The following is a 19,477-nucleotide window of genomic DNA, read 5'->3' as shown; positions in this document are numbered from 1 at the left end:
CCGCATCTGCTATACTGCTGTCAGTATACCACCGATTTTACGAGATTTTCAGCGAAACGAGGGATTTTTTATGTCTGTCATGGAGCTTCTTGCTTCCCGCCGCACCTACCGCCGCTTTGAGCAGAAAGCGGTGCCGCAGGACGTGGTGGAGGATATCATCGAGGCCCTCCGGCTTTCCTCCTGCGGGGCCAACCGTCAGGCCGTGCGTCTGGTGGTGGTGAACAGGCCCGAGGATGTGGCCAGGGTACAGCCGCTGGTCAAGTGGGCCGCCTATCTGCCGCCGGAGCAGGGCACCCCCAAAGCGGACGAGCTGCCCACCCTGTACGTGGCAGTGATGCAGGACACCTCCATCCCCGGCGACCTTGCCACCGATACCGGCATCGCACTTGCCAACATGACCCTTGCCGCATGGGCCAAAGGCGTGGGCAGCTGCATCATGGGTGCCATCAACAAGCCCGCGCTCACCCGGCTGCTGGGCATTGAAGAGCCGCAGAAGCTGGCGTTCATGGTGGCCTTCGGCTACCCGGCCCACAAGGCCGGCATCGTGCCGCTGACCGAACAGACCGGCGTGAAGTATTATCTGGACGAACACCGGGATTACTGCGTGCCCAAGCGGAGCAGGGAAGAGATCGCAAGGTATCTGTAACGGGAAACGGCATCCGCCCTGACGGAAGGAGTTTTTGCATATATGCAGTTTTTCTTTCTCTGCAATGCATAATTGTTATCAATTCGGTTTCAAATCGTCAGATTTTTTGCACAAGTATTGACTTTTCAATTTGTACAATCTATACTAAATCCGTTCACCGGTTGTTCGATGAATCGCATCGTTCCGGTGGGCCGGAAACTATACAGTACATTTGAGGAGTGTTTGAATATGAAAAAGATCTCTCGTCGCAGCTTTCTGGCTGCTGCCGGTCTGTCCGTTGCTGCTCTGGCTCTGACCGCCTGCGGCGGTTCCGCTTCCAGCGTGGCTTCCTCCGTGGCAAGCTCTGCTGCTTCTTCCGCAGCTGCTTCCACCAGCGCTGCCGCTGGCGAGCTGACCACCGTTGAGACTGGCAAGCTGACCATGGCCACCAACGCTGCCTTCCCTCCGTATGAGATGACCACCGATGCAGGCGATTTTGAGGGTATCGACATCGAGACCGCTCAGGCCATCGCTGATAAGCTGGGTCTGGAGCTGCAGATCGATGATATGGACTTTGACGCCGCTCTGCTGAGCGTGCAGCAGGGTAAGGCCGACATTGTTATGGCCGGCGTTACCGTTACCGACGAGCGCAAGGCTGTGATGGACTTCTCCGACAGCTACGCTACCGGCATCCAGTCCATCATCGTTCCCGAGGGCTCTGACATTGCTTCCCCGGATGATCTGGCAGGCAAGAAGATCGGCACCCAGCGCGGCACCACCGGCTACATCTACTGCTCCGATGATTTCGGTGATGAAAACGTCGTGGCTTACGACGACGGTCTGACCGCTGTGCAGGCTCTGAACAACGGTCAGGTGGATGCCGTTGTCATCGACAACGCTCCCGCCCAGGAGTTCATTGCTGCCAACCCCGGCCTGAAGATCCTGGATACCAGCTACGCCGAGGAAGACTACGCCATCGGCATGGCAAAGAACTCTCCGCTGGAGGACGCTGTCAACTCCGTTCTGGAAGAGCTGAAGGCTGACGGCACCCTGCAGGCCATCGTGGACAAGTACATCACCGCCGAATAATCCGGCGGCTGACATCTGAGCCACGGGGAGGCAGCCCCAACTGGGGCACCTCCCCTTTTTTGGAAATAAGTGGTTACAAAAGATTAACAAAATCAGAACAGGAAAGTGAGGATGCGAATGGCTGCACAGTACGAACTGCTCAAAGAGCTGCTCAACAGCGGCACTACGCTCAACTTCGAGCAGGAATTCTTTTTCAAGTTTTATCAGGCGTTCATCCTGAAAGACCGCTGGCTCCAGTACATCAACGGCGTGGGCACCACCCTGCTGGTCACTGCTATTGCGCTGGCACTGGGCATCGTGCTGGGCAGCGTGGTGGCACTGGTGCGTGTGGCACACGACCAGCAGCGCCCCGGCCGCAAAAACCCGGTGCTGGGCTTCTTCAATGCGGTGTGTCAGGTGTACACCACCATCATCCGCGGCACGCCCATGATGGTGCAGCTGCTCATCATGAGCATGGTCATCTTTGCCAACAGCCGCAACTTTACCATGGTGGGTGCGCTGGCACTGGGCATCAACTCGGGTGCCTATGTGTCCGAGATCATCCGCGGCGGCCTGATGGCCGTTGACCCCGGCCAGATGGAGGCCGGACGCAGCCTTGGCCTGAACTACATGACCACCATGGTGGTCATCATCATCCCGCAGGCCATCCGTGCGGTGCTGCCCGCACTGGGCAACGAGTTCATCGTCCTGCTGAAGGATACCTCCCTGATCACGGTCATCGGCGGCAAGGAGCTGCTGTACGCCGCACAGGGCATCATGAACCGCACCTACGAGGCCATGTTCCCGCTGCTGGGCGTTGCACTGATCTACCTTGTGCTGGTCATGCTGTTCACCCGTCTGCTGGCAAAGTTTGAGAGGAGGCTTGCTCAAAGTGACCGATAAGATTCTGGAAGTCCGTGGCCTGACAAAGACCTACGGCGGCGAAAAAAAGCCGGGCGCAAAGCAGCCCACCCCCACGCTGGACGTGCTGAAGGGCATTGACATCGACATCTACCGCGGCGACGTGGTCTGCCTGATCGGCCCCTCCGGCTGCGGCAAATCCACCTTTCTGCGCTGCCTGAACCGGCTGGAGATCCCCTCCTCCGGCAGCATCAAATTTGAGGGCACCGAGGTGGACGAAGCCCACATCGACGCTGTGCGCCAGAAGATGGGCATGGTGTTCCAGCACTTCAACCTCTTCCCCCACCTGACCGTGAAGAGGAACCTTGAGCTGGCCCCCACCCTGCTCAAGCTCAAGGATAAGCAGGCCATTTCCGACAAGGCCGACGAGCTGCTGGCCCGCGTGGGCCTGTCCGACAAGGCCGATGCCTACCCCAAGAGCCTTTCCGGCGGCCAGCAGCAGCGCATTGCCATTGCCCGTGCCCTTGCCATGGACCCGGACGTGATCCTGTTCGACGAGCCCACCAGCGCCCTCGACCCCGAAATGGTGGGCGAGGTTCTGGAGCTGATGAAGGAGCTGGCCCACACCGGCATCACCATGCTGGTGGTCACCCACGAAATGGGCTTTGCCCGCGAGGTGTCCAACCGCGTCATCTTCATCGACGACGGCAAGATCCAGGAGGACGAGCCGCCGCAGGAACTGTTCACGAACCCGAAGCATCCCAGACTGAAAGCGTTCCTTTCCAAGATGCTGTAATATTTTTCCACATAGCAAAAACCTCCGCCGTGCAAAACACAGCGGAGGTTTTTTGTTATTCTTATGATGCAGGCCATCAGATAGCTTTCCACGCAAATGCAACGGGCCATTCCATCGCCCGCCCTATTGCCTGCGGCAACAGGGTCCCACCCCAGCGGATCATTTGCTTAGGAAACTATCTGCCGTCCTGCTGATAAAGTTACAGATTATTTTCTCCGTTATCGCTGCCGTCCTGTTCACTGGTGTACAGCACCATCAGATGGTTTGCGCTCTCTTCCAGCTGGGTCTTGGCCTGACGCAGGGCGGCTTCCTCGTTTTCATTCATCTTTTCGGGCTTATCCTTGCGCAGGCAGCGGCGGAGGTTGGCAAGGTCCGTTTTGATGCGGTTCTTCTCGTCCTTGTCCAGCTCCTTTTTGCATTTGGAAAGAGCCTCGTCCACCTTGTAGGCCAGCACCTCGGCCTGATTGTGCAGGTCTAAGCGCTCCTTGCGGCGGCTGTCCTCGGCCTCGTAGGCGGCAGCGTCCGCCATGGCGCGCTGGATCTCGTTCTCAGAAAGGTTCGTGCTGCCGGTGATGGTGATGTTCTGCTCCCGGCCGGTGCCAAGGTCCTTGGCAGATACCTTCACCACGCCGTTCACGTCGATATCAAAGGTAACTTCGATCTGCGGCTTGGAAGAAAAGCTTGCCCGGATGCCGGTGAGCTTGAATTTGCCCAGACTCTTGTTGTCGCGGGCAAAATGGCGCTCGCCCTGCAGCACGTTGATCTCCACGCTGGTCTGCATGGGCCGTGCGGTGGTGAAGATCTGGCTCTTGCGGGTGGGGATCATGCTATTGCGGGTAATAAGAGGGGTTGCCACGCCGCCCAGCGTCTCAATGGAGAGGGTCAGCGGGGTCACATCCATCAGCACAAGGCCCTGCGCGGCTGCGCCGGTGGCACCGGCCAGCTTGCCGCCGCCCTGCAGCAGACCGCCCTGCACGGCAGCGCCCATGGCAACGCACTCGTCAGGGTTCAGGTTGTGGCTGGGTTCGCAGCCCAGCAGCTCCTTCACCTGACGCTCCACCGCAGGCATCCGGGTGCTGCCGCCCACCAGCAGCACCTTGCCCAGCTGGCTGGCGGAAATGCCTGCATCCCGCAGGGCATTCTGCACGGGAGCCACTGTACGGGCCAGCAGGTCGCCGGTCATCATCTCAAACTGCGGGCGGGACAGCGAAAGGTCCAGATGGTGCGGGCCGTCCTTGCCCACCGCAATGAACGGCAGGTTCAGCTGTGCGGACGGCGCGGCGGAAAGCTCCTTCTTGGCCTTTTCGGCCTCTTCCTTCAGGCGGCCCATGGCAGCGGGGTCGCGGCTGAGGTCGATGCGGTCAGACTTCTTGAACTCTGCCACGGCATACTCCACAATGCGCTGGTCGAAGTCGTCGCCGCCCAGATGGGTGTCGCCGCCGGTGGCAAGCACCGTAAAGGTCCCGTCCTCGATCTCGATAATGGACACATCAAAGGTGCCGCCGCCCAGATCATAGACAAGGATCTTCTGCGCCGCTTCGTTGTCCAGACCGTAGGCCACAGCAGCGGCAGTAGGCTCGTTGATGATGCGCAGCACGTTCAGGCCCGCGATGCGGCCCGCGTCCTGCGTGGCCTTGCGCTGGCTGTCGTCAAAGTAGGCGGGCACCGTGATGACCGCCTCGGTCACCGGCTCACCCAGATAGCTCTCAGCATCGCGGCGGATCTTGGCTAAGATCATGGCGCTGATCTCCTGCGGGGTCAGGTCCTTGCCGTCGATATGCACCCGGTAATCGGAGCCCATGTGGCGCTTGATGCTGGAAATGGTGCGCCCGGAGTTCGTGGCGATCTGGCGCTTGGCTGCGCCGCCCACCAGACGCTCCCCATCTTTGGTAAAGGCCACAACGCTGGGGGTGGTGCGCTCGCCCTCCGCATTGGTGATGACCACGGGCTTGCCGCCCTCCACCACTGCCACACAGGAATTGGTCGTACCCAGATCAATGCCGATCACTTTGCTCATATCGTCTGTTTCCTCTCCGGTGCCGTTTCTGCACAGAATTTTTATCATTTTCTGATTATTGTAGCGTATCTGTATGACGCTTTTTTAGTCCAATTGTAAAGAATCCATGTCATAGGCTGCAGGCTGTGCAGGCGGCTCAGCGGTCAGCTCCCGGATGAGCTGTTCCGCCTCGGCCAGCCACTGGGCCGCGTCCGGCTCCTGTTCCCGGTCCAGAAGGGCAAAACCCTGCCTTGCTTCTGCCGCAAGCGCCAGCGCCTTTTTGCGGCTGGTGTAGCGGGTCTCGGTCTGGGCCATGCGCAGGCACACCTGCGGGGTGTACTCGATATCCGGCATGTGGGCAGCGGCTTCCCGCGCTTTCCGGTACCAGATCAGCGCTCTGCCCGTCTCACCCCGGGCGGCGCAGTCATCGCCCAAAGCGATCATGGAGAGCACCTCGCCACTCTCTGCGGCTTCCTTCCACATGCGGCGGGCCTGTGTGCGGCCGGGCCGGGTGCCGCGGCCCTTATAGATGCAGTCTGCCAGCCGGGAAAGTCCCATGGCGCTGCCAAGCTCGGCGGCTTTTTCAAAGCATTCCACCGCCTGTTCCCAGCAGCCCTTGCGGGCGGCTTCCTTTCCGGCGTCCGCCTCTGCGTCTCCGGGTTCCTCGGGGGTGTGACCCGCGTGCAGCAGACCGTTGAGCAGTGCCCCATCCAGCGTAGCCGAGTGGCTCCACGGGTCCAGCACCACGCCATCGATGCCCGGGGTGCTGAGGGCCAGCTCCATAGCATCCTGCAGCGTGTAGTCCGCCATAGGCCGGGCGGCGGTGCTGCGGTCGCCGCAGGCCGCAGCGCCGGAGGTGAACAGCGGCAGCCATGTGCGGCCCTTGTCATTGCGCAGGGTCCACAGCTGCAGGCCCTTTGCCTTTTCGGCCGGGACCGGGTGCTCCGTCCATGGAGCGGGCATGTTGTGCACGGTCAGAGCCGTCTGCAGCGGCACCAGAACATGGGTCTCCATTTCCAGCGCATAGTTCAGTGCGCCCATCAGCGTCCAGAACGCTTCCTCGTTCTGGACCTTGTAAAGATTTTCCACTGCCTGCTCAAAGGCCGGGCAGCCGGTTCCCGCCGGGCTGTAGGTCGGGGCGGTCTGCCGACGCTTGTGGGTGCCCACCGGGCGCAGCCGGATGCCGCCATCTGCTCTTCTTGCCATCTGCTCACCATTCTTCCAGTTTCTGTAATCTATTTCAGTATAACAGGTTTTGCGCAATTTCTCAATCAACAGTTGAAACCCTCTCAGTCAAACCCTACGGGTTTGCCAGCTCTCCCGAAGGGCGAGCTTTTATGCATCTGACGGTCAAGCACCAGAAAATGCGAGACTAAGAGGGTTATTTCCCTATGGCATTTTGCCTTTTTCTGCGCTATAATAAGATGGTTTTATTTAATAATGTACAGAAAGAAGGAGAACCGCCTTGAACAAGATGCTGAGCTACCTGAAGGGCTACAAGCGCGTGGCTGCGCTTGCTCCCCTTTTCAAGATGCTGGAAGCTACGTTCGACCTGTTCGTGCCGCTGGTGATGGCGGACATCGTGAACATCGGCATTGCCGCCCACGATTTTCACTATATCCTTGTGCGGTGCGGGCTTTTGCTGCTGCTGGCTTTCATCGGCCTTGTCTGCAGCCTGACGGCGCAGTATTTTTCCGCAAAGGCGGCGGTGGGCTATTCCACAGCCCTGCGCCATGCCCTGTTTGCGCATATCCAGACCCTGAGCTTTACCGAGATGGACACGCTGGGCACCAGTACCCTCATCACCCGCATGACCAGCGACATGAATCAGGTGCAGAACGGCCTGAACCTGTTTTTGCGCCTGTTCCTGCGCAGCCCGTTCGTGGTCATCGGTGCCATGGTCATGGCCTTTACGGTCAACGCCCGGGCCGCACTGATCTTTGTTGTCACCATCCCGCTGCTGAGCGTGGTGGTGTTCAGCATCATGGCAGCCACGCGGCCCCTGTATAAAACGGTGCAGAACCGTCTGGACCGCGTGCTGGGCCTGACCCGCGAGAACCTGACCGGTGTGCGTGTCGTGCGCGCCTTTGATAAGGAAGCCAGCGAGGTGGAGCGCTTTGAGAACGCCAACGACCTGCTGACCCGGATGCAGCTGCATGTGGGCCACATTTCCGCCCTGATGAACCCGCTGACCTATGTGCTCATCAACATTGCCATCGTGGCGCTGCTGTACGTGGGCAGCATCGAGATCAATGTGGGCGGCATGGCCTCCGGCGACGTCATTGCTCTGGTAAACTACATGAACCAGATCCTGGTGGAGCTGGTCAAGCTGGCCAACCTCATCATGCAGGTGAGCAAGGGCCTTGCCTGCGCAGGCCGTGTGCAGGCTGTGCTGGACACGCAGCCCGGCATGGCCTTCCCGGAAAAGCTTCTGGGCGAGGTGCCAACCGGAAAAACCGGCGATGCCGTGCGCTTTGACCACGTAAGCCTGACCTACGCGGGCGCAGGCGCACCCAGCCTTTCTGACATCAACTTTACCGCAAAGCAGGGCCAGACCATCGGCGTCATCGGCGGCACCGGCAGCGGCAAATCCAGTCTGGTGAACCTTATCCCCCGCTTCTACGATGCCACCGAGGGCAGGGTCGAGATGATGGGCCGCGACGTCCGCAGCTACCCCCGCGAAGCACTGCGCGGCAAGGTGGCCGTGGTGATGCAGAAGGCCCAGCTGTTCGGCGGCACCATCCGCTCCAACCTGCTGTGGGGCCGCAAAAATGCATCGGATGAAGAGCTATGGCAGGCCCTTGAGACCGCACAGGCGGCAGAATTCGTCCGGGCGAAGCCCCTTGGGCTGGACGAGCCCGTGGAGCAGGGCGGCCGCAACCTGTCCGGCGGCCAGAAGCAGCGCCTGACCATTGCCCGCGCCCTTGTGGGCAGGCCGGACATCCTCATTCTGGACGACAGCGCCAGCGCACTGGACTACGCCACCGACGCCGCCCTGCGCAAGGCACTGGCGGCTCTGCCCGGCAGCCTGACCGTGTTCATCGTGAGCCAGCGTGCCGCCAGCCTGCAGCACGCGGATCAAATTCTGGTGCTGGACGACGGCCATCTGGTGGGCATCGGCACCCACGACCAGCTGCGCCAGACCTGCCCCGTCTACGAGGAGATCTACGAGAGCCAGTTCAAGAAAGGGGATGCGCAGAAATGAGTGCAAAAGCAAAAAACAGGCTGACCCCGCAGCAGCGCAAGGCCACCCTGACCCGTGTTCTGGGCAAGATCAGACCTTATTCCCTGTTTGTAGTGTGCAGCCTTGTGGTGGCTGCCGTGAGCGTGGGCGCACAGCTGTATATCCCCATCCTGTGCGGCAGCGCCATCGATCTGATGCTGGGCAAAGGCACCGTGGATTTTGGCGGTGTGATGCGCATTATGATCGAAGTGCTGGTGGTAGCCGCAGCGGCTGCGCTGGCCCAGTGGCTGCTGAGCGTGTGCAACAACCGCATCACCTTTCTTGTCAGCCGCGACCTGCGCAACGAAGCCCTGCGCAAGATCCAGACCCTGCCGCTGTCCTATCTGGACAGCCACCCCTCCGGCGACATCGTGAGCCGCATGGTGGCAGATGTGGACACCTTTGCGGACGGCCTGCTGGTGGGCTTCACCCAGCTGTTCAGCGGCATCCTGACCATTCTGGGCACATTGCTCTTCATGCTCAGCGAGAACGTGCCCATCACGCTGGTGGTGGTGTGCATCACCCCGCTCAGCCTTGTGGTGGCAAGCTTCCTTGCCAAGCGCAGCTATGGTTACTTCCAGAGCCAGAGCACCGTGCGCGGCGAACAGACCGCGCTGGTCAACGAGATGATCGAGGGCCAGAAGGTGGTGCAGGCCTTCGGCCACGAGACCGAGAGCCTTGCCGCCTTTGATGAGGTGAACGGCCGCCTGCAGGACGTGAGCCTGAAGGCCATCTTCTTTTCCAGCCTGACCAACCCCGCCACCCGCTTTGTGAACAACATCGTGTACGCAGGCGTGGGCCTTGTGGGTGCCGTGTACGCAGTGCGGGGCGGCATCACCATCGGCCAGCTGAGCGTGTTTTTGAGCTACGCCAACCAGTACACCAAGCCCTTCAACGAGATCTCCGGCGTGGTGACGGAGCTGCAGAACGCTCTGGCCTGTGCGGCCCGCGTGTTCGACCTGCTGGACGCCGACGATCAGGTGCCGGAAGCCGCGAACGCCCCCGTGCTGCAGCCGGACGGCCATGTGCAGCTGGAAAACGTCTCCTTCCGCTACCTGCCCGACCGCCCGCTGATCGAGGGCCTTTCCCTCGACGTGAAGCCCGGCCAGCGCATCGCCATCGTGGGCCCTACGGGCTGCGGCAAGACCACCCTTATCAACCTGCTCATGCGGTTCTATGACGTGAACGGCGGCAGCATCAAAGTATCCGGCACCGACATCCGGGATGTGACCCGCGCTTCCCTGCGCGGCAGCTACGGCATGGTGCTGCAGGACACCTGGCTGCGGGCCGGTACCGTGCGGGAGAACATCGCCTACGGCAAGCCGGACGCCACACTGGAAGAAGTGGTGGCAGCAGCCAAAGCCGCCCACGCCGACAGCTTCATCCGCCGCCTGCCCGAGGGCTACGACACCGTCATCGCCGAGGACGGCGGCAACATCAGTCAGGGCCAGAAGCAGCTGCTGTGCATCGCCCGCGTGATGCTCTGCCTGCCGCCGATGCTGATCCTGGACGAGGCCACCTCCTCCATCGATACCCGCACCGAGGTGCGCATCCAGAAAGCCTTTGCCCGCATGATGCAGGGCCGCACCAGCTTCATCGTGGCCCACCGCCTTTCCACCATCCGGGAGGCAGACGTCATCCTTGTGATGAAGGACGGCCACATCGTGGAGCAGGGCGATCACGACCAGCTGCTGGCTGCAGGCGGCTTCTACGCCAAGCTCTACAACAGCCAGTTCGAAGGTGTGGAGACCTGAGAGCCTCTGATAACAATAACAAAAAGGAGAGATGCAGTGCATCTCTCCTTTTTGTTATTATTTGCTTTCAACTTTTTGCACGATGGGTTCAGTGGGCGGCGGAGTGAGGGTGGAATGCTCCACGATGAACTGCTCTGCCCTCTCCCGGGCCAGACGCTGGCGCACCTTGCGTGCATCGTTGGCCGGGAAGGTACGCTCGCCGTCCAGCTTCGCGTCCCAGTGGGCAGCGGCTGCTTCCACCTCGGCGTCCGAGGGAATGAGGCCTTCCTTTTCCGCCACCAGCAACAGCCCCAGCCAGCTGCGCAGCTTGCGCTCTGCCTGCGTGTGGAGCCAGACGCGGAACTCCTCCACGGTCTGACCGCGCACCTTGAGGAACTGGTCAAAGTTGATGCCGTTGGCCTGCAGGCTCAGGTTGAACTGGCGCTGCTCGGCAAAGTAGTTGCCGCCCACCAGCTGTTTGGGCAGGGTGCCCGTTACCGCATCACCCAGCTGCCACACCAGCTCCCTGCGGGCACGCTGCACCGCCTGTGCGCAGCGCTGGGCCCAGATGTCCCGGGCCACCTGCCGGCGCAGCGCAGCCTTGCCCGCGGCGTCGGCTGCACGCTCCTCGTCACCGTGGTGACGGTTGATCTCCAGTTCAATGGTCAGCTGCCGGATGGGGTGCGGTTCCACGGCCTGCACGAAACCGGTGTACTGCCCCACTTCCAGCGGCGGCAGCGCGTAGAACTGCGCCCCCGCCCGGAAGCCCTCGGCCCGGTTCACCGCCAGCAATTCAAAATCCGGGTCGGTCACCGGCACCACATGGTACTCCCGCACCAGCTGCTCATACAGCGCCGAAAAGCCGCCCAGAATGGTGCGGTTCACCGCCTCGGTCAGCAGACCGTCCTCTTCCTGCGGCGCGTCCGGCCCTGCCTGCACCTGTGCAATGGCTGCCGCCAGTTCCTCGGCACCGGCTGTGAATACCAGACGGCAGTCGCCCGGCTCGGCCATGCCAAAATGTTCCAGTTTCATTCTCTTTTCCCCTTTCAGCGGGCAATGCCCACGGTCAGCACCAGCAGGATCACACCCAGCACGGCATACAGCACCTCGGCTCCCAGCGTGGCCCGGTCGCCTTCCACGTACATCTTCTCCGGGTCGTCGGGGTCATAGTATAAGGTGACGGTATCCCCCACCGCAAAGCTCTTGCCCCGCGCAGGCTTCGGGTAGTGCAGCCGATGGCTGCCGCCTGCGGTGGTAAAGGCCAGCACATAGGCACCACCATCCCGGCTCTTCACGGTGCCCTCCACCGTGGCCGTGACCTTCTGCCCCTGCGTGCACAGCCTGCGCCGTGCCAGCACACTGCGCAGCGCCATAAAGAACATGATGCCTGCCCCCAGCAGGAAAATGATAACATTGAACATTCTGTTTTCCCTCATTTTCTCGGCAGCCGCTTTCCCGCACCGGGGCGCACCGGGCCGACACCGCGCCACTGCCGGTATGGCAGCAAGCGGGCCGTGCAGCGGTGTGCTGCGGTGTGCAAAAGCAGCTTCTTAGTCTGCGCATACAGGAGCACCCGCAGCGCGTCCTGTTTATTGTATCACACTTTGGCGAAAATTTCGCCCTGCAGCGGCTATTCAGAGTGCATCAATTTTGCCGCAAAAATTTGTCGAGAAAATCTGAAAATAATGCTTGACATTCTTCGTATATCTGGTATAATAACTATCGTTCCGAGCGACACAGCTCACGAACACAACAGAATATGCGGATATGGCGGAATTGGCAGACGCGTTAGATTCAGGTTCTAATCGGGGCAACTCGGTGGAGGTTCAAGTCCTCTTATCCGCACCAAACCATGAAAATCCGAACCTTTTCTCGATAGGAGAAGGGTTCGGATTTTTTGTTTTCTTCGGAAATGAAAATTCAGGCTCTTCCCTGACGGCCGTGTGTCCGAAACCTTATCAAAAGAAAGACCGTATCACGAAGGTCACAACTGTAAAGGTGCCGTAAGGTAGAAAGGACACGAGTATGAAGTACGATGAAAGAACCTGCAAATTCAACATGGACACCGGCTGCGTGGAGCTGCTGCTCCGGGATGGAAGAAAAATTTCCATCGACTGCACCGGGGTCGAGGATGCGTTGGATGTGACCATGGCGCAGAGGTCGGAGTTGGATTACCTCATCTACAATGACCCACTGGGCTATGCCGATTTGATTCTGAACGGAGACCCGGAGAAATACCTGAAAAATGTAAACGGGAGCCATGGGTTAGAAGATTAAGCAGAGAAAGAGCAGAAGCATTTTCAAAATGCTCCTGCTCTTTCTTATACCTGTTCCATCAACTTGATGAATGCTTGTGCATAGCGCGGCAGATAGTCACCGGTGCGCCATGCCGCCACCGATTCAATATGAAGTGTACAGTTTTGTAAAGGATAGGCTCCGAAAGGAATATTAAGTTCCAGATGTTCCAACAGTTCTCCGCTCAAAAATCCAATTCCATAGCCGTTTGCAGCCAATGCAGCCGCAGCACGAATATTGCTGCTCTCTAAAATCTCGGCGGGCTGAATATGCCGCTTTTCCAGCTCCTGAAGGATATACTGTCCTTGCCGTTGGGTACGATTTTGCAAAAGCAAAGTCTGTCCGGCCAACCACTCCAGCGAAAACTCTCCGATTTGGGCAGCTTTCGCTTCTAACGGATGCCCTTTCGATAAAATTGCGTACATCTTATCACTGTGCATTACCTGATAGCTCAAGCCGGTTATTCGCTCAAAGGACATATAAAATGCCAGATCTATTTCGCCGTTTAACAGTTTCTGGTCAAGTACGGCACTGGGGGCCTCTACAATGCGGAACTGTACCTGCGGAAACTCTTTGTGGAAGATGGGTAGTACCTTCGGCAGCGAGAAGCTGCATCGGAACGGCGGGATACCAACATAAAGAACACCCCGGTCAGAACGCAGAATATCCGTCATCTCTGCATCCATCTCACGCTTCTGGCTTAGGATACGCTCCACATGGGCATAGTACCGCTGTCCGGCATAGGTCAGCTTCAATCGGCGGCTCCCACGTTGAAACAAAACCAGTCCAAGGTCTTCTTCCAACTTTTGCAAAAATTTAGAAAGTGTAGGTTGGCTGACATAGAGCTGCCGCGCTGCATGGGTAAGATTTCCGCATTTTACAATAGTGGAAAAATATTCTAACTCCTTGAAATCCATATAGATTCACCTGCCTATTCCGTGTGCTTTTATTTTATCATGTACTATGCATATAGGCTATAGAAAAAATGAAAAATTGATATTTTTGGAATCGAAAAAGTTATGATATACTGCTACTTGTGAAATATATCACAAGAAAATCTTTCTTTGGGACGAAAAAAGCAGGAGGAAATCATGAAAAAGAACAAGATGCTGTATCGCATTGTTGCAGCAGTCCTTGCTTGTGCAGTGGTTGCGCTGGCGCTCGTCACGTATCAGAGCCGCAGTAGCAGCAATGCACCTGTGGCAGAAGGCGCTGTGACTGCAACTGGTTCGGCGAAGGGCATGGAAGGCGATGTGGTGGTGGAAGTCACAGCAGATGCCACTACTATATACTCCATCACCGTGAAGGAGCAGAATGAAACACAGGGCATTGGCTCTGTGGTCTGTGAGCAGCTGCCGGATACCATGGTGGCTGCAAACAGCTACAATGTGGATGGCATTGCCGGTGCAACGGTCACCAGCGATGCGCTGAAGGAAGCCGTGAAAGCCGCTCTGACCAGTGCCGGGCTGGATGCATCTGCTTTTGCAGTTGCACAGACGAGCGATGCCGCAGTGGAAAAAACTGCCGAGAGTCTGTATTGTGATGTGGTCATTGTTGGTGCAGGCGGTGCCGGTTTGACTGCTGCTGCACAGGCCGCTGAAAATGGAGCCAAGGTCATTGTTGTTGAAAAGATGCCCATTGTGGGCGGCAACAGCCTGAAAGCAACGGGCGGCATGAACGCTGCGGACACCAAATATCAGGAAGCACTGGGCATTACGGACAGTGGTGTGGACGAATTTATCGAGGATACCATGAATGGCGGCCATCAGATCAACGACCGCAGCTTGGTGACCGTGATGGCAGAAGAAAGTTCGGATGCAGTCGATTGGCTGGATGCTATCGGTGCTCCGCTGCCCAAAGTCGCTGCAACGGGCGGTACTACCCACAAATATCTGCATGAGCCGGAAGATGGAAGCGCAGTCGGCAGCTATCTGGTTGAAAAGCTGAATGCACAGGCAGAAAAGCTGGGTGTGCAGATCATGCTGAACACCGAAGCGACCGAGATCCTGACGGAAAATGGTGCTGCGGTTGGCATCAAGGCAGAAAGCAAGGAACATAATTATACCATCCATGCAAAGAGCGTGATCCTTGCGACCGGTGGTTTTGGCGCGAACTTTGATTTGATGGCCAGCTTCAATCCGGCACTGGCCAATGCTGTGACCACCAATCACGCCGGTGCTACGGGTGATGGTATCCTGATGGCAGAAGCCATTGGCGCTGACACGGTGGACATGGATCAGATCCAGCTGCATCCGACCGTTTATCAGGAAACCGGCCTGCTGGTTTCGGAGAGTGTGCGCAGCATGGGCGGTATTCTGGTCAATGCTGAAGGCAAGCGTTTCTGCAACGATCTGGCTACCCGTGATGCTGTTTCCAATGCGGAATTGGAGCAGCCGGGTGCATACGCCTATATTATTTTTGACCAGCGTATTGTGGACGATCTGAAGTCCTGCCAGAAGTACATTAAAAATGGCCTGACCGTTTCTGCCGACAACTACGAAGATCTGGCAAAAGCAATGGGACTGGAGGGCGATGCCATCCAGAACTTTGTGGATACGATGGATACTTGGAACGCAGCAGTGGCAGCAGGCGAGGACAAAGAGTTTGGCCGCAACAACGGTATGGACGCTGACCTGTCTACTGCACCCTATTACGCAATCAAAATCGCACCGGGCATCCATCATACCATGGGTGGCCTGAAGATCAACACAGACGCAGAGGTTCTTGATACGCAGGGAAATGCGATCCCCGGTTTGTATGCCGCTGGCGAAACTACCGGCGGTGTGCATGGCGGCAACCGCATTGGCGGCAATGCCGTGTGCGACTTTGTAGTGTTTGGCCGGATCGCGGGCAACAACGCTTCGGCTTACGCAGCGAACTAAGCCATTTATATAAAACAAAAAACAGGGTGCGCCCTGCGGACGCACCCTGCCAAAAGCCACAGACAACAGCGATATGTACAGCAGGGAGTTCCCCACCGGAGGGAACTTCCTGTTTTTCGTTGTTTGCATGATGGGCCTGTTCCGCCTGCCATGCGGCAAACTCCCGCTGACCTTCCTCGCTGTTCCAGCAGGCAAGGATGGCCGGGTAGAATGCCCGTGCCAGACGTTCGATGGCTTCATCGGGATAAGGGGAAGTGTTTGTGGACTTTTTCTTTTTGTTCAAACGCACGCTCCTTTGATCGTCCCACCGCAGCAAAGTCGGGCGAGAAAATCAAAGTTCCAATTTTTATCAGGCGCAAGGGCGCGGATGCTTTCCGCCCTGCACTTGCGGCTGGGGGCTCGTTGATGGCTTACAGGTGTCTGCTGTTATGCGGTCTTTTCTTCTTCAAGGGCTTCTGCAAGAGCCTTTTCCAGATAGGTTTCGATTTCAGTCAGGTAGTTAGCAGGTCTCTGCATTGCGAAGCGGAGAACCTTTTGCTTTTCCGGGTCAGTGAAATAGCTGGGATTGTTTTTGAGCGTTTTCTTCCATGAGTTTTTCATCATTTCGGTCGCACGGCTCAAGGATTTGTAAACCTTCATAAACTCGTCCGGTACATGATAGCACCGGAATTCTTCTGTTTGTGGTGTGGGCATGGGAACGGGTTCTGCTTTTTCAGGTTCAAATTCTGCACTGGCAGATTCCAACACTTCCAATGCCTCTGGATGCAGGATTTGAGCAAGGACATCTGAACGATGCTCGGCACTTACCTGCACGAGTTTGGACATTTCTTCGTTGGTAAACTTCACTTCGCCGGAAAAGACTTTCTGCTTGATGCCGGGAGAGAGGTTGTCTGCGATGTCGATGCCTCGTGTATAGTGGCTGGCGCGGAGAACGGAGGCGCGGCTGACACCGTTTTCCTCTGCGATCCGGTCACAGGTTTTCTTTCCAGAGTGGTGGTTATCACCGTGATCACCACCACTTTTCTTTGCTAAAGTGTACTGATTACCCCGAAAGATTTTTGCAGCTTTCTTTTCAGCTTCATACTGTTTCCCAAGCAGATAGCGTTTCTGTTCGGGGCTCAGGTTTCGCCGTCCCAACTGATTCCGGCAAATCCACGCAATGGTTTCTTCGCGGTTCTCAAATTGGAGCGGCGTAGTGGAAAAATAAATCTCAGGATGCTTCTGGAGAATGGCATAACGGTTGTGGCCGTCAACAAGGGTATTGTTCCAAACGATCAAAGGAGAGAGCAGCTTGCCTTCCTTGAGGATGTTTTCTTCAAGCTGCTTAAATTCATCATCGGTCAGAGGAGGAATCTGAGACTGGAACTCCGGGTCGATTTTCAGGTTGATCATACGCACACTCCTTTATCTCTCCTGCTGCGCCGGTTCTTCCTCCCGGAAAAAGGACGCAACATTCTGCTTTGCGGTTTTCAGCTTGAGCAGCTCGTTCTTGGCTTCCTTGTACTGCTCGTAGAACTGTGCCTTTTCGGAGGCAAGCTGCGCATACTCGGCTTCCAGTTTCTTCGGGCTGGGCAGCTTGGTGATATCATTTGCCTTGAAATAGGCTACTGCCGCCCGGTATGCTGTCAGCTCTGCACGGTGCTGTTCTTCAAAGGCTGCGGGTCGGTTGGCAGTCTTTAACTGCTGTGCGATGTTCTTGGTGCTGGTGTAGGCAGCAGCATGACGGCGCAGCTCTTTGTTGGCTTTCATGCGACCTTCGAGATCTTTCACCACTGCCAGCGAATCGTGGAACTTGGTATCAAGCTCTGTAATTCTCTGGTCGAGTGCGTCCTCGTTGAGCAGACCATTTTCCTGCAAGAGGATCAAGGTCTGTGCCATAGCTTTGAGGTTGTGTTTTTTCGCCCAACGCTCGTAGCCGATGCCCTTACCCTGCTTCAGCTTCGCCTGAATATCGATCAGTTTCCCGATGCGGTCAGACTTGGACTGGATAGTGCGCTTGCGTTCGGTATTGGCTTTCAGAGCGGCAAGCACAAGTTCTTTCTCGAACTTGTCACCGATGCTGCGCGCCCGGATGAACTTTGTCCTTCCAGCAGGCAGATAGCTGAGCCGTCCACGGCTTTCCTTGACGGTAATGCCGTACTGCTGCAAGAGCCTGTCCGAGAAATCTTCAAAACTCGTTGCAACATTGAGAACCTCCGAAATCTGTCTCCGCAAGACTTCTTTTGCGGTTTCAAACTTCGTTTGTGTGGGCTGCTGACCTGTTGCGAGCAGGGCAGCGTTTTCATGGTCGAGTTTCAGTTGACCTCGCTGTTTCATCCAGTATTCGCGCTCGCTCACACGAACCTTCGAGCCGTTGAGCAGGTCGATCTGGTACAGTCCGGCACCCTCGCACATCTCCATGACCTCGACACGCAAGTGCCGCATGGTCTGGGCAGTGCTGGAGTGCTTCATGCCCTCTAGCCAGTCACGGGGCTTCTGCATATAGGGTTTGCGCTCCACTTCTCGTGTTCGGATGCTGCCGATCACGATGTGGACGTGGATATTTCCCGAACGGTTATGCCCATTGGGGTGAGTGCAGACGATGGCAGGATGACCGGGGAAGTTTTCCTCGCAGAATTTCAGGCCAAGTGCCTGTGCCTTTTCCATGGTCAAGCCGTTGTCGGCTGCATCTCGTGGGTCAAAGCTGATGATATACTGGTGACTTTTGATATCACCATGCTGGGTATTCTTACCATACTTGCGGTTTGCCAGCAGACAGGCCGTTGCAAACGAGAAATCGCCACACTCAAGGGTGTCGAGCAGGTACGAATCCCGCAGCTTCGGTCTGCCTTGTTCATCCAGAAGTTGCTTTCCAGTGAACGCATCGTGCTGGTAAACGAGGTACGCTTCGATGGCGGTGTAGTCCGAGTTTTTAGAGGCGATATGCTTGAGCGTTGCCATACAGTTCACCCAGAACTTTCTCGGCGTTGAGCCGAAATGCAGTCAGGTCTGCAAGTTCGTCAAGGAGTTTCGCCCGGATCTGCTCGGTGTCTGCACCGCCGGAATTGAAGTGCCTTGCAAGCTGGTTGAGGTTAGTGCCCACCTTGCTGCACTGGGCAAGCAAGGTGGAAACAGCGGTCAGGGTTTCTTCTCCGCCGCCTGCAACGATGACCGTTTTCTCGATCTTGACGTTGTGGATGGCGCGGCGGATAAAAGTGGAGAGGGAGAGATTCAGGAGTTTGCAAGTGAGTTCCAGTGACGTTTTTTCCTCCGCTGTCACACGGAACTTGATGATGTGCGTTTTGTTGTTCGGCGTGTCGTGGTGCTGGGAATTGCTAGGGGTCGATTGAACATTCGTTTTGGTCATTGTACCTCCTGTTTGTTCGATAACTCCTCGGTGAAGTTATGTAAGCACGACACGCCGTTGCTGTTCGCACCGTCAGGTGCGAACCATGAGCAGGGTTTGGGGCAGGCACGCCCCAACAAGATCACTTGGAAAACTCGCAAGAGTTTGAGAAGTGAAGTCCCGGATGGACAGGAAATTTTCAAGAATTGAAAATTTGTGGCCACGGGACGGTTCTTGCTCTCCACCGCTGCGCTCAAAACGCATTTCCGAAAGTTGTTTCCGAATTGTTAAGACGCAAAAATAAGTAGAGAGTTCCGCTGCTCGTGTATGTTGATCGCCGTTTGCTCCGAACGAAGTTCCTGCCCCTGTTTTGCAGCGGCGTTGGCCGAAAAGCCGGTATCACGCTCGGACGGCTCATGAAATTCTCAAGGTACGGCTTCCCCAAAAAGAAAATACCGCCCACGCAGTACAGGCGAAGGATTTTGTCGGGTGAAACAGACGGCAAAATGATCGGGTGTGTTGCGGGGCGGTAAATCTTCGCAGGAAATAAAACCGCACAGAATCGTTTCTTTACAGAAATCGCTGTGGATTTGTTGGGAATGATAACATAAGTATTGATGTGTGTCAACACTTCAGGATAATGAATACATCAGATGAATGAAACACACAAAGT

16 protein-coding genes and 1 tRNA gene are annotated in these 19,477 nt (G+C 57.1%); 9 read left to right on the top strand and 8 right to left on the bottom strand.

Annotated elements, in window-relative coordinates; all coding sequences use genetic code 11:
• Positions 1 to 70: 70 nt before the first annotated feature.
• The 4 genes from ACKXF7_RS07170 (at position 71) to ACKXF7_RS07155 (ending at position 3,350) form a co-directional block, all read left to right on the top strand.
• The gene (locus ACKXF7_RS07170; protein WP_423742555.1) at positions 71 to 646 is read left to right on the top strand and encodes a nitroreductase family protein; all 576 of its coding nucleotides are present in this window, start codon (positions 71 to 73) and stop codon (positions 644 to 646) included.
• Between the two features lie 228 nt (positions 647 to 874).
• Entirely contained in the window at positions 875 to 1,714 is an 840-nt protein-coding gene (locus ACKXF7_RS07165; RefSeq protein ID WP_423742554.1) for an amino acid ABC transporter substrate-binding protein, read from the top strand.
• Positions 1,715 to 1,831: 117 nt separating this feature from the next.
• Positions 1,832 to 2,596, top strand: a complete 765-nt coding sequence (locus ACKXF7_RS07160; RefSeq protein ID WP_339395748.1) for an amino acid ABC transporter permease — start codon at positions 1,832 to 1,834, stop codon at positions 2,594 to 2,596.
• Positions 2,586 to 3,350: an amino acid ABC transporter ATP-binding protein gene (locus ACKXF7_RS07155; RefSeq protein ID WP_423742553.1), complete on the top strand. Its 765-nt coding sequence runs from the start codon at positions 2,586 to 2,588 to the stop codon at positions 3,348 to 3,350. The genes ACKXF7_RS07160 and ACKXF7_RS07155 overlap by 11 nt, the downstream gene beginning before the upstream one ends.
• 199 nt (positions 3,351 to 3,549) lie before the next feature.
• On the opposite strand, the gene dnaK is transcribed toward ACKXF7_RS07155, so the two are convergent.
• Positions 3,550 to 5,367, bottom strand: coding sequence for a molecular chaperone DnaK (dnaK, locus tag ACKXF7_RS07150; RefSeq protein WP_249237247.1), 1,818 nt, complete (start codon positions 5,365 to 5,367; stop codon positions 3,550 to 3,552).
• Between the two features lie 84 nt (positions 5,368 to 5,451).
• On the bottom strand, positions 5,452 to 6,552 hold the full coding sequence (locus tag ACKXF7_RS07145) for an SseB family protein (protein ID WP_423742552.1): 1,101 nt from the start codon (positions 6,550 to 6,552) through the stop codon (positions 5,452 to 5,454).
• 259 nt (positions 6,553 to 6,811) lie between these two features.
• On the opposite strand from ACKXF7_RS07145, the gene ACKXF7_RS07140 reads away from it, so the two are divergent.
• Together ACKXF7_RS07140 and ACKXF7_RS07135 are read left to right on the top strand one after the other, a co-directional pair.
• Complete coding sequence (locus ACKXF7_RS07140) at positions 6,812 to 8,551, top strand: ABC transporter ATP-binding protein (protein WP_423742551.1); 1,740 nt, start codon at positions 6,812 to 6,814, stop codon at positions 8,549 to 8,551.
• Positions 8,548 to 10,323 (top strand): ABC transporter ATP-binding protein, encoded by a 1,776-nt coding sequence (locus ACKXF7_RS07135; protein WP_423742550.1) that lies wholly within the window; start codon positions 8,548 to 8,550, stop codon positions 10,321 to 10,323. Before ACKXF7_RS07140 ends, ACKXF7_RS07135 begins: the two co-directional genes overlap by 4 nt.
• Positions 10,324 to 10,380: 57 nt before the next feature.
• On the opposite strand, the gene ACKXF7_RS07130 is transcribed toward ACKXF7_RS07135, so the two are convergent.
• Together ACKXF7_RS07130 and ACKXF7_RS07125 are read right to left on the bottom strand one after the other, a co-directional pair.
• The gene (locus tag ACKXF7_RS07130; RefSeq protein ID WP_423742549.1) at positions 10,381 to 11,334 is read right to left on the bottom strand and encodes an FKBP-type peptidylprolyl isomerase; all 954 of its coding nucleotides are present in this window, start codon (positions 11,332 to 11,334) and stop codon (positions 10,381 to 10,383) included.
• Positions 11,335 to 11,348: 14 nt separating this feature from the next.
• Positions 11,349 to 11,723 (bottom strand): DUF3592 domain-containing protein, encoded by a 375-nt coding sequence (locus ACKXF7_RS07125; RefSeq protein WP_423742548.1) that lies wholly within the window; start codon positions 11,721 to 11,723, stop codon positions 11,349 to 11,351.
• Between the two features lie 340 nt (positions 11,724 to 12,063).
• Here ACKXF7_RS07125 and ACKXF7_RS07120 point away from each other — a divergent pair.
• Both ACKXF7_RS07120 and ACKXF7_RS07115 read left to right on the top strand, forming a co-directional pair.
• Positions 12,064 to 12,150: transfer RNA gene (locus ACKXF7_RS07120), tRNA-Leu, on the top strand.
• A 177-nt stretch (positions 12,151 to 12,327) separates the two neighbouring features.
• Positions 12,328 to 12,579 (top strand): DUF6061 family protein, encoded by a 252-nt coding sequence (locus ACKXF7_RS07115; protein WP_423742547.1) that lies wholly within the window; start codon positions 12,328 to 12,330, stop codon positions 12,577 to 12,579.
• Between the two features lie 44 nt (positions 12,580 to 12,623).
• On the opposite strand, the gene ACKXF7_RS07110 is transcribed toward ACKXF7_RS07115, so the two are convergent.
• Positions 12,624 to 13,514 (bottom strand): LysR family transcriptional regulator, encoded by an 891-nt coding sequence (locus tag ACKXF7_RS07110; protein WP_412601137.1) that lies wholly within the window; start codon positions 13,512 to 13,514, stop codon positions 12,624 to 12,626.
• A 174-nt stretch (positions 13,515 to 13,688) separates the two neighbouring features.
• Here ACKXF7_RS07110 and ACKXF7_RS07105 point away from each other — a divergent pair, with 174 nt between their 5' ends.
• Entirely contained in the window at positions 13,689 to 15,479 is a 1,791-nt protein-coding gene (locus tag ACKXF7_RS07105; protein WP_412601135.1) for a flavocytochrome c, read from the top strand.
• Positions 15,480 to 15,905: 426 nt separating this feature from the next.
• Here the strand turns inward: ACKXF7_RS07105 and ACKXF7_RS07100 are convergent, their stop codons facing one another.
• Genes ACKXF7_RS07100 through ACKXF7_RS07090 form a run of 3 tightly spaced genes read right to left on the bottom strand, consistent with a single transcriptional unit; the run spans position 15,906 to position 18,825 of the window.
• On the bottom strand, positions 15,906 to 16,871 hold the full coding sequence (locus tag ACKXF7_RS07100; RefSeq protein WP_097781462.1) for a hypothetical protein: 966 nt from the start codon (positions 16,869 to 16,871) through the stop codon (positions 15,906 to 15,908).
• A gap of 12 nt (positions 16,872 to 16,883) precedes the next feature.
• On the bottom strand, positions 16,884 to 18,419 hold the full coding sequence (locus tag ACKXF7_RS07095) for a relaxase/mobilization nuclease domain-containing protein (protein ID WP_423742546.1): 1,536 nt from the start codon (positions 18,417 to 18,419) through the stop codon (positions 16,884 to 16,886).
• Positions 18,391 to 18,825, bottom strand: a complete 435-nt coding sequence (locus ACKXF7_RS07090; protein WP_423742545.1) for a plasmid mobilization protein — start codon at positions 18,823 to 18,825, stop codon at positions 18,391 to 18,393. Before ACKXF7_RS07090 ends, ACKXF7_RS07095 begins: the two co-directional genes overlap by 29 nt.
• Between the last annotated feature and the right edge of the window lie 652 nt (positions 18,826 to 19,477).

Source organism: Faecalibacterium sp. 7 (assembly GCF_049562865.1).
Lineage (GTDB): Bacteria > Bacillota > Clostridia > Oscillospirales > Ruminococcaceae > Faecalibacterium > Faecalibacterium wellingii.
The sequence above is the reverse complement of the archived record's forward strand: the minus strand, read 5'-3'. Positions and strand labels throughout refer to the sequence as shown.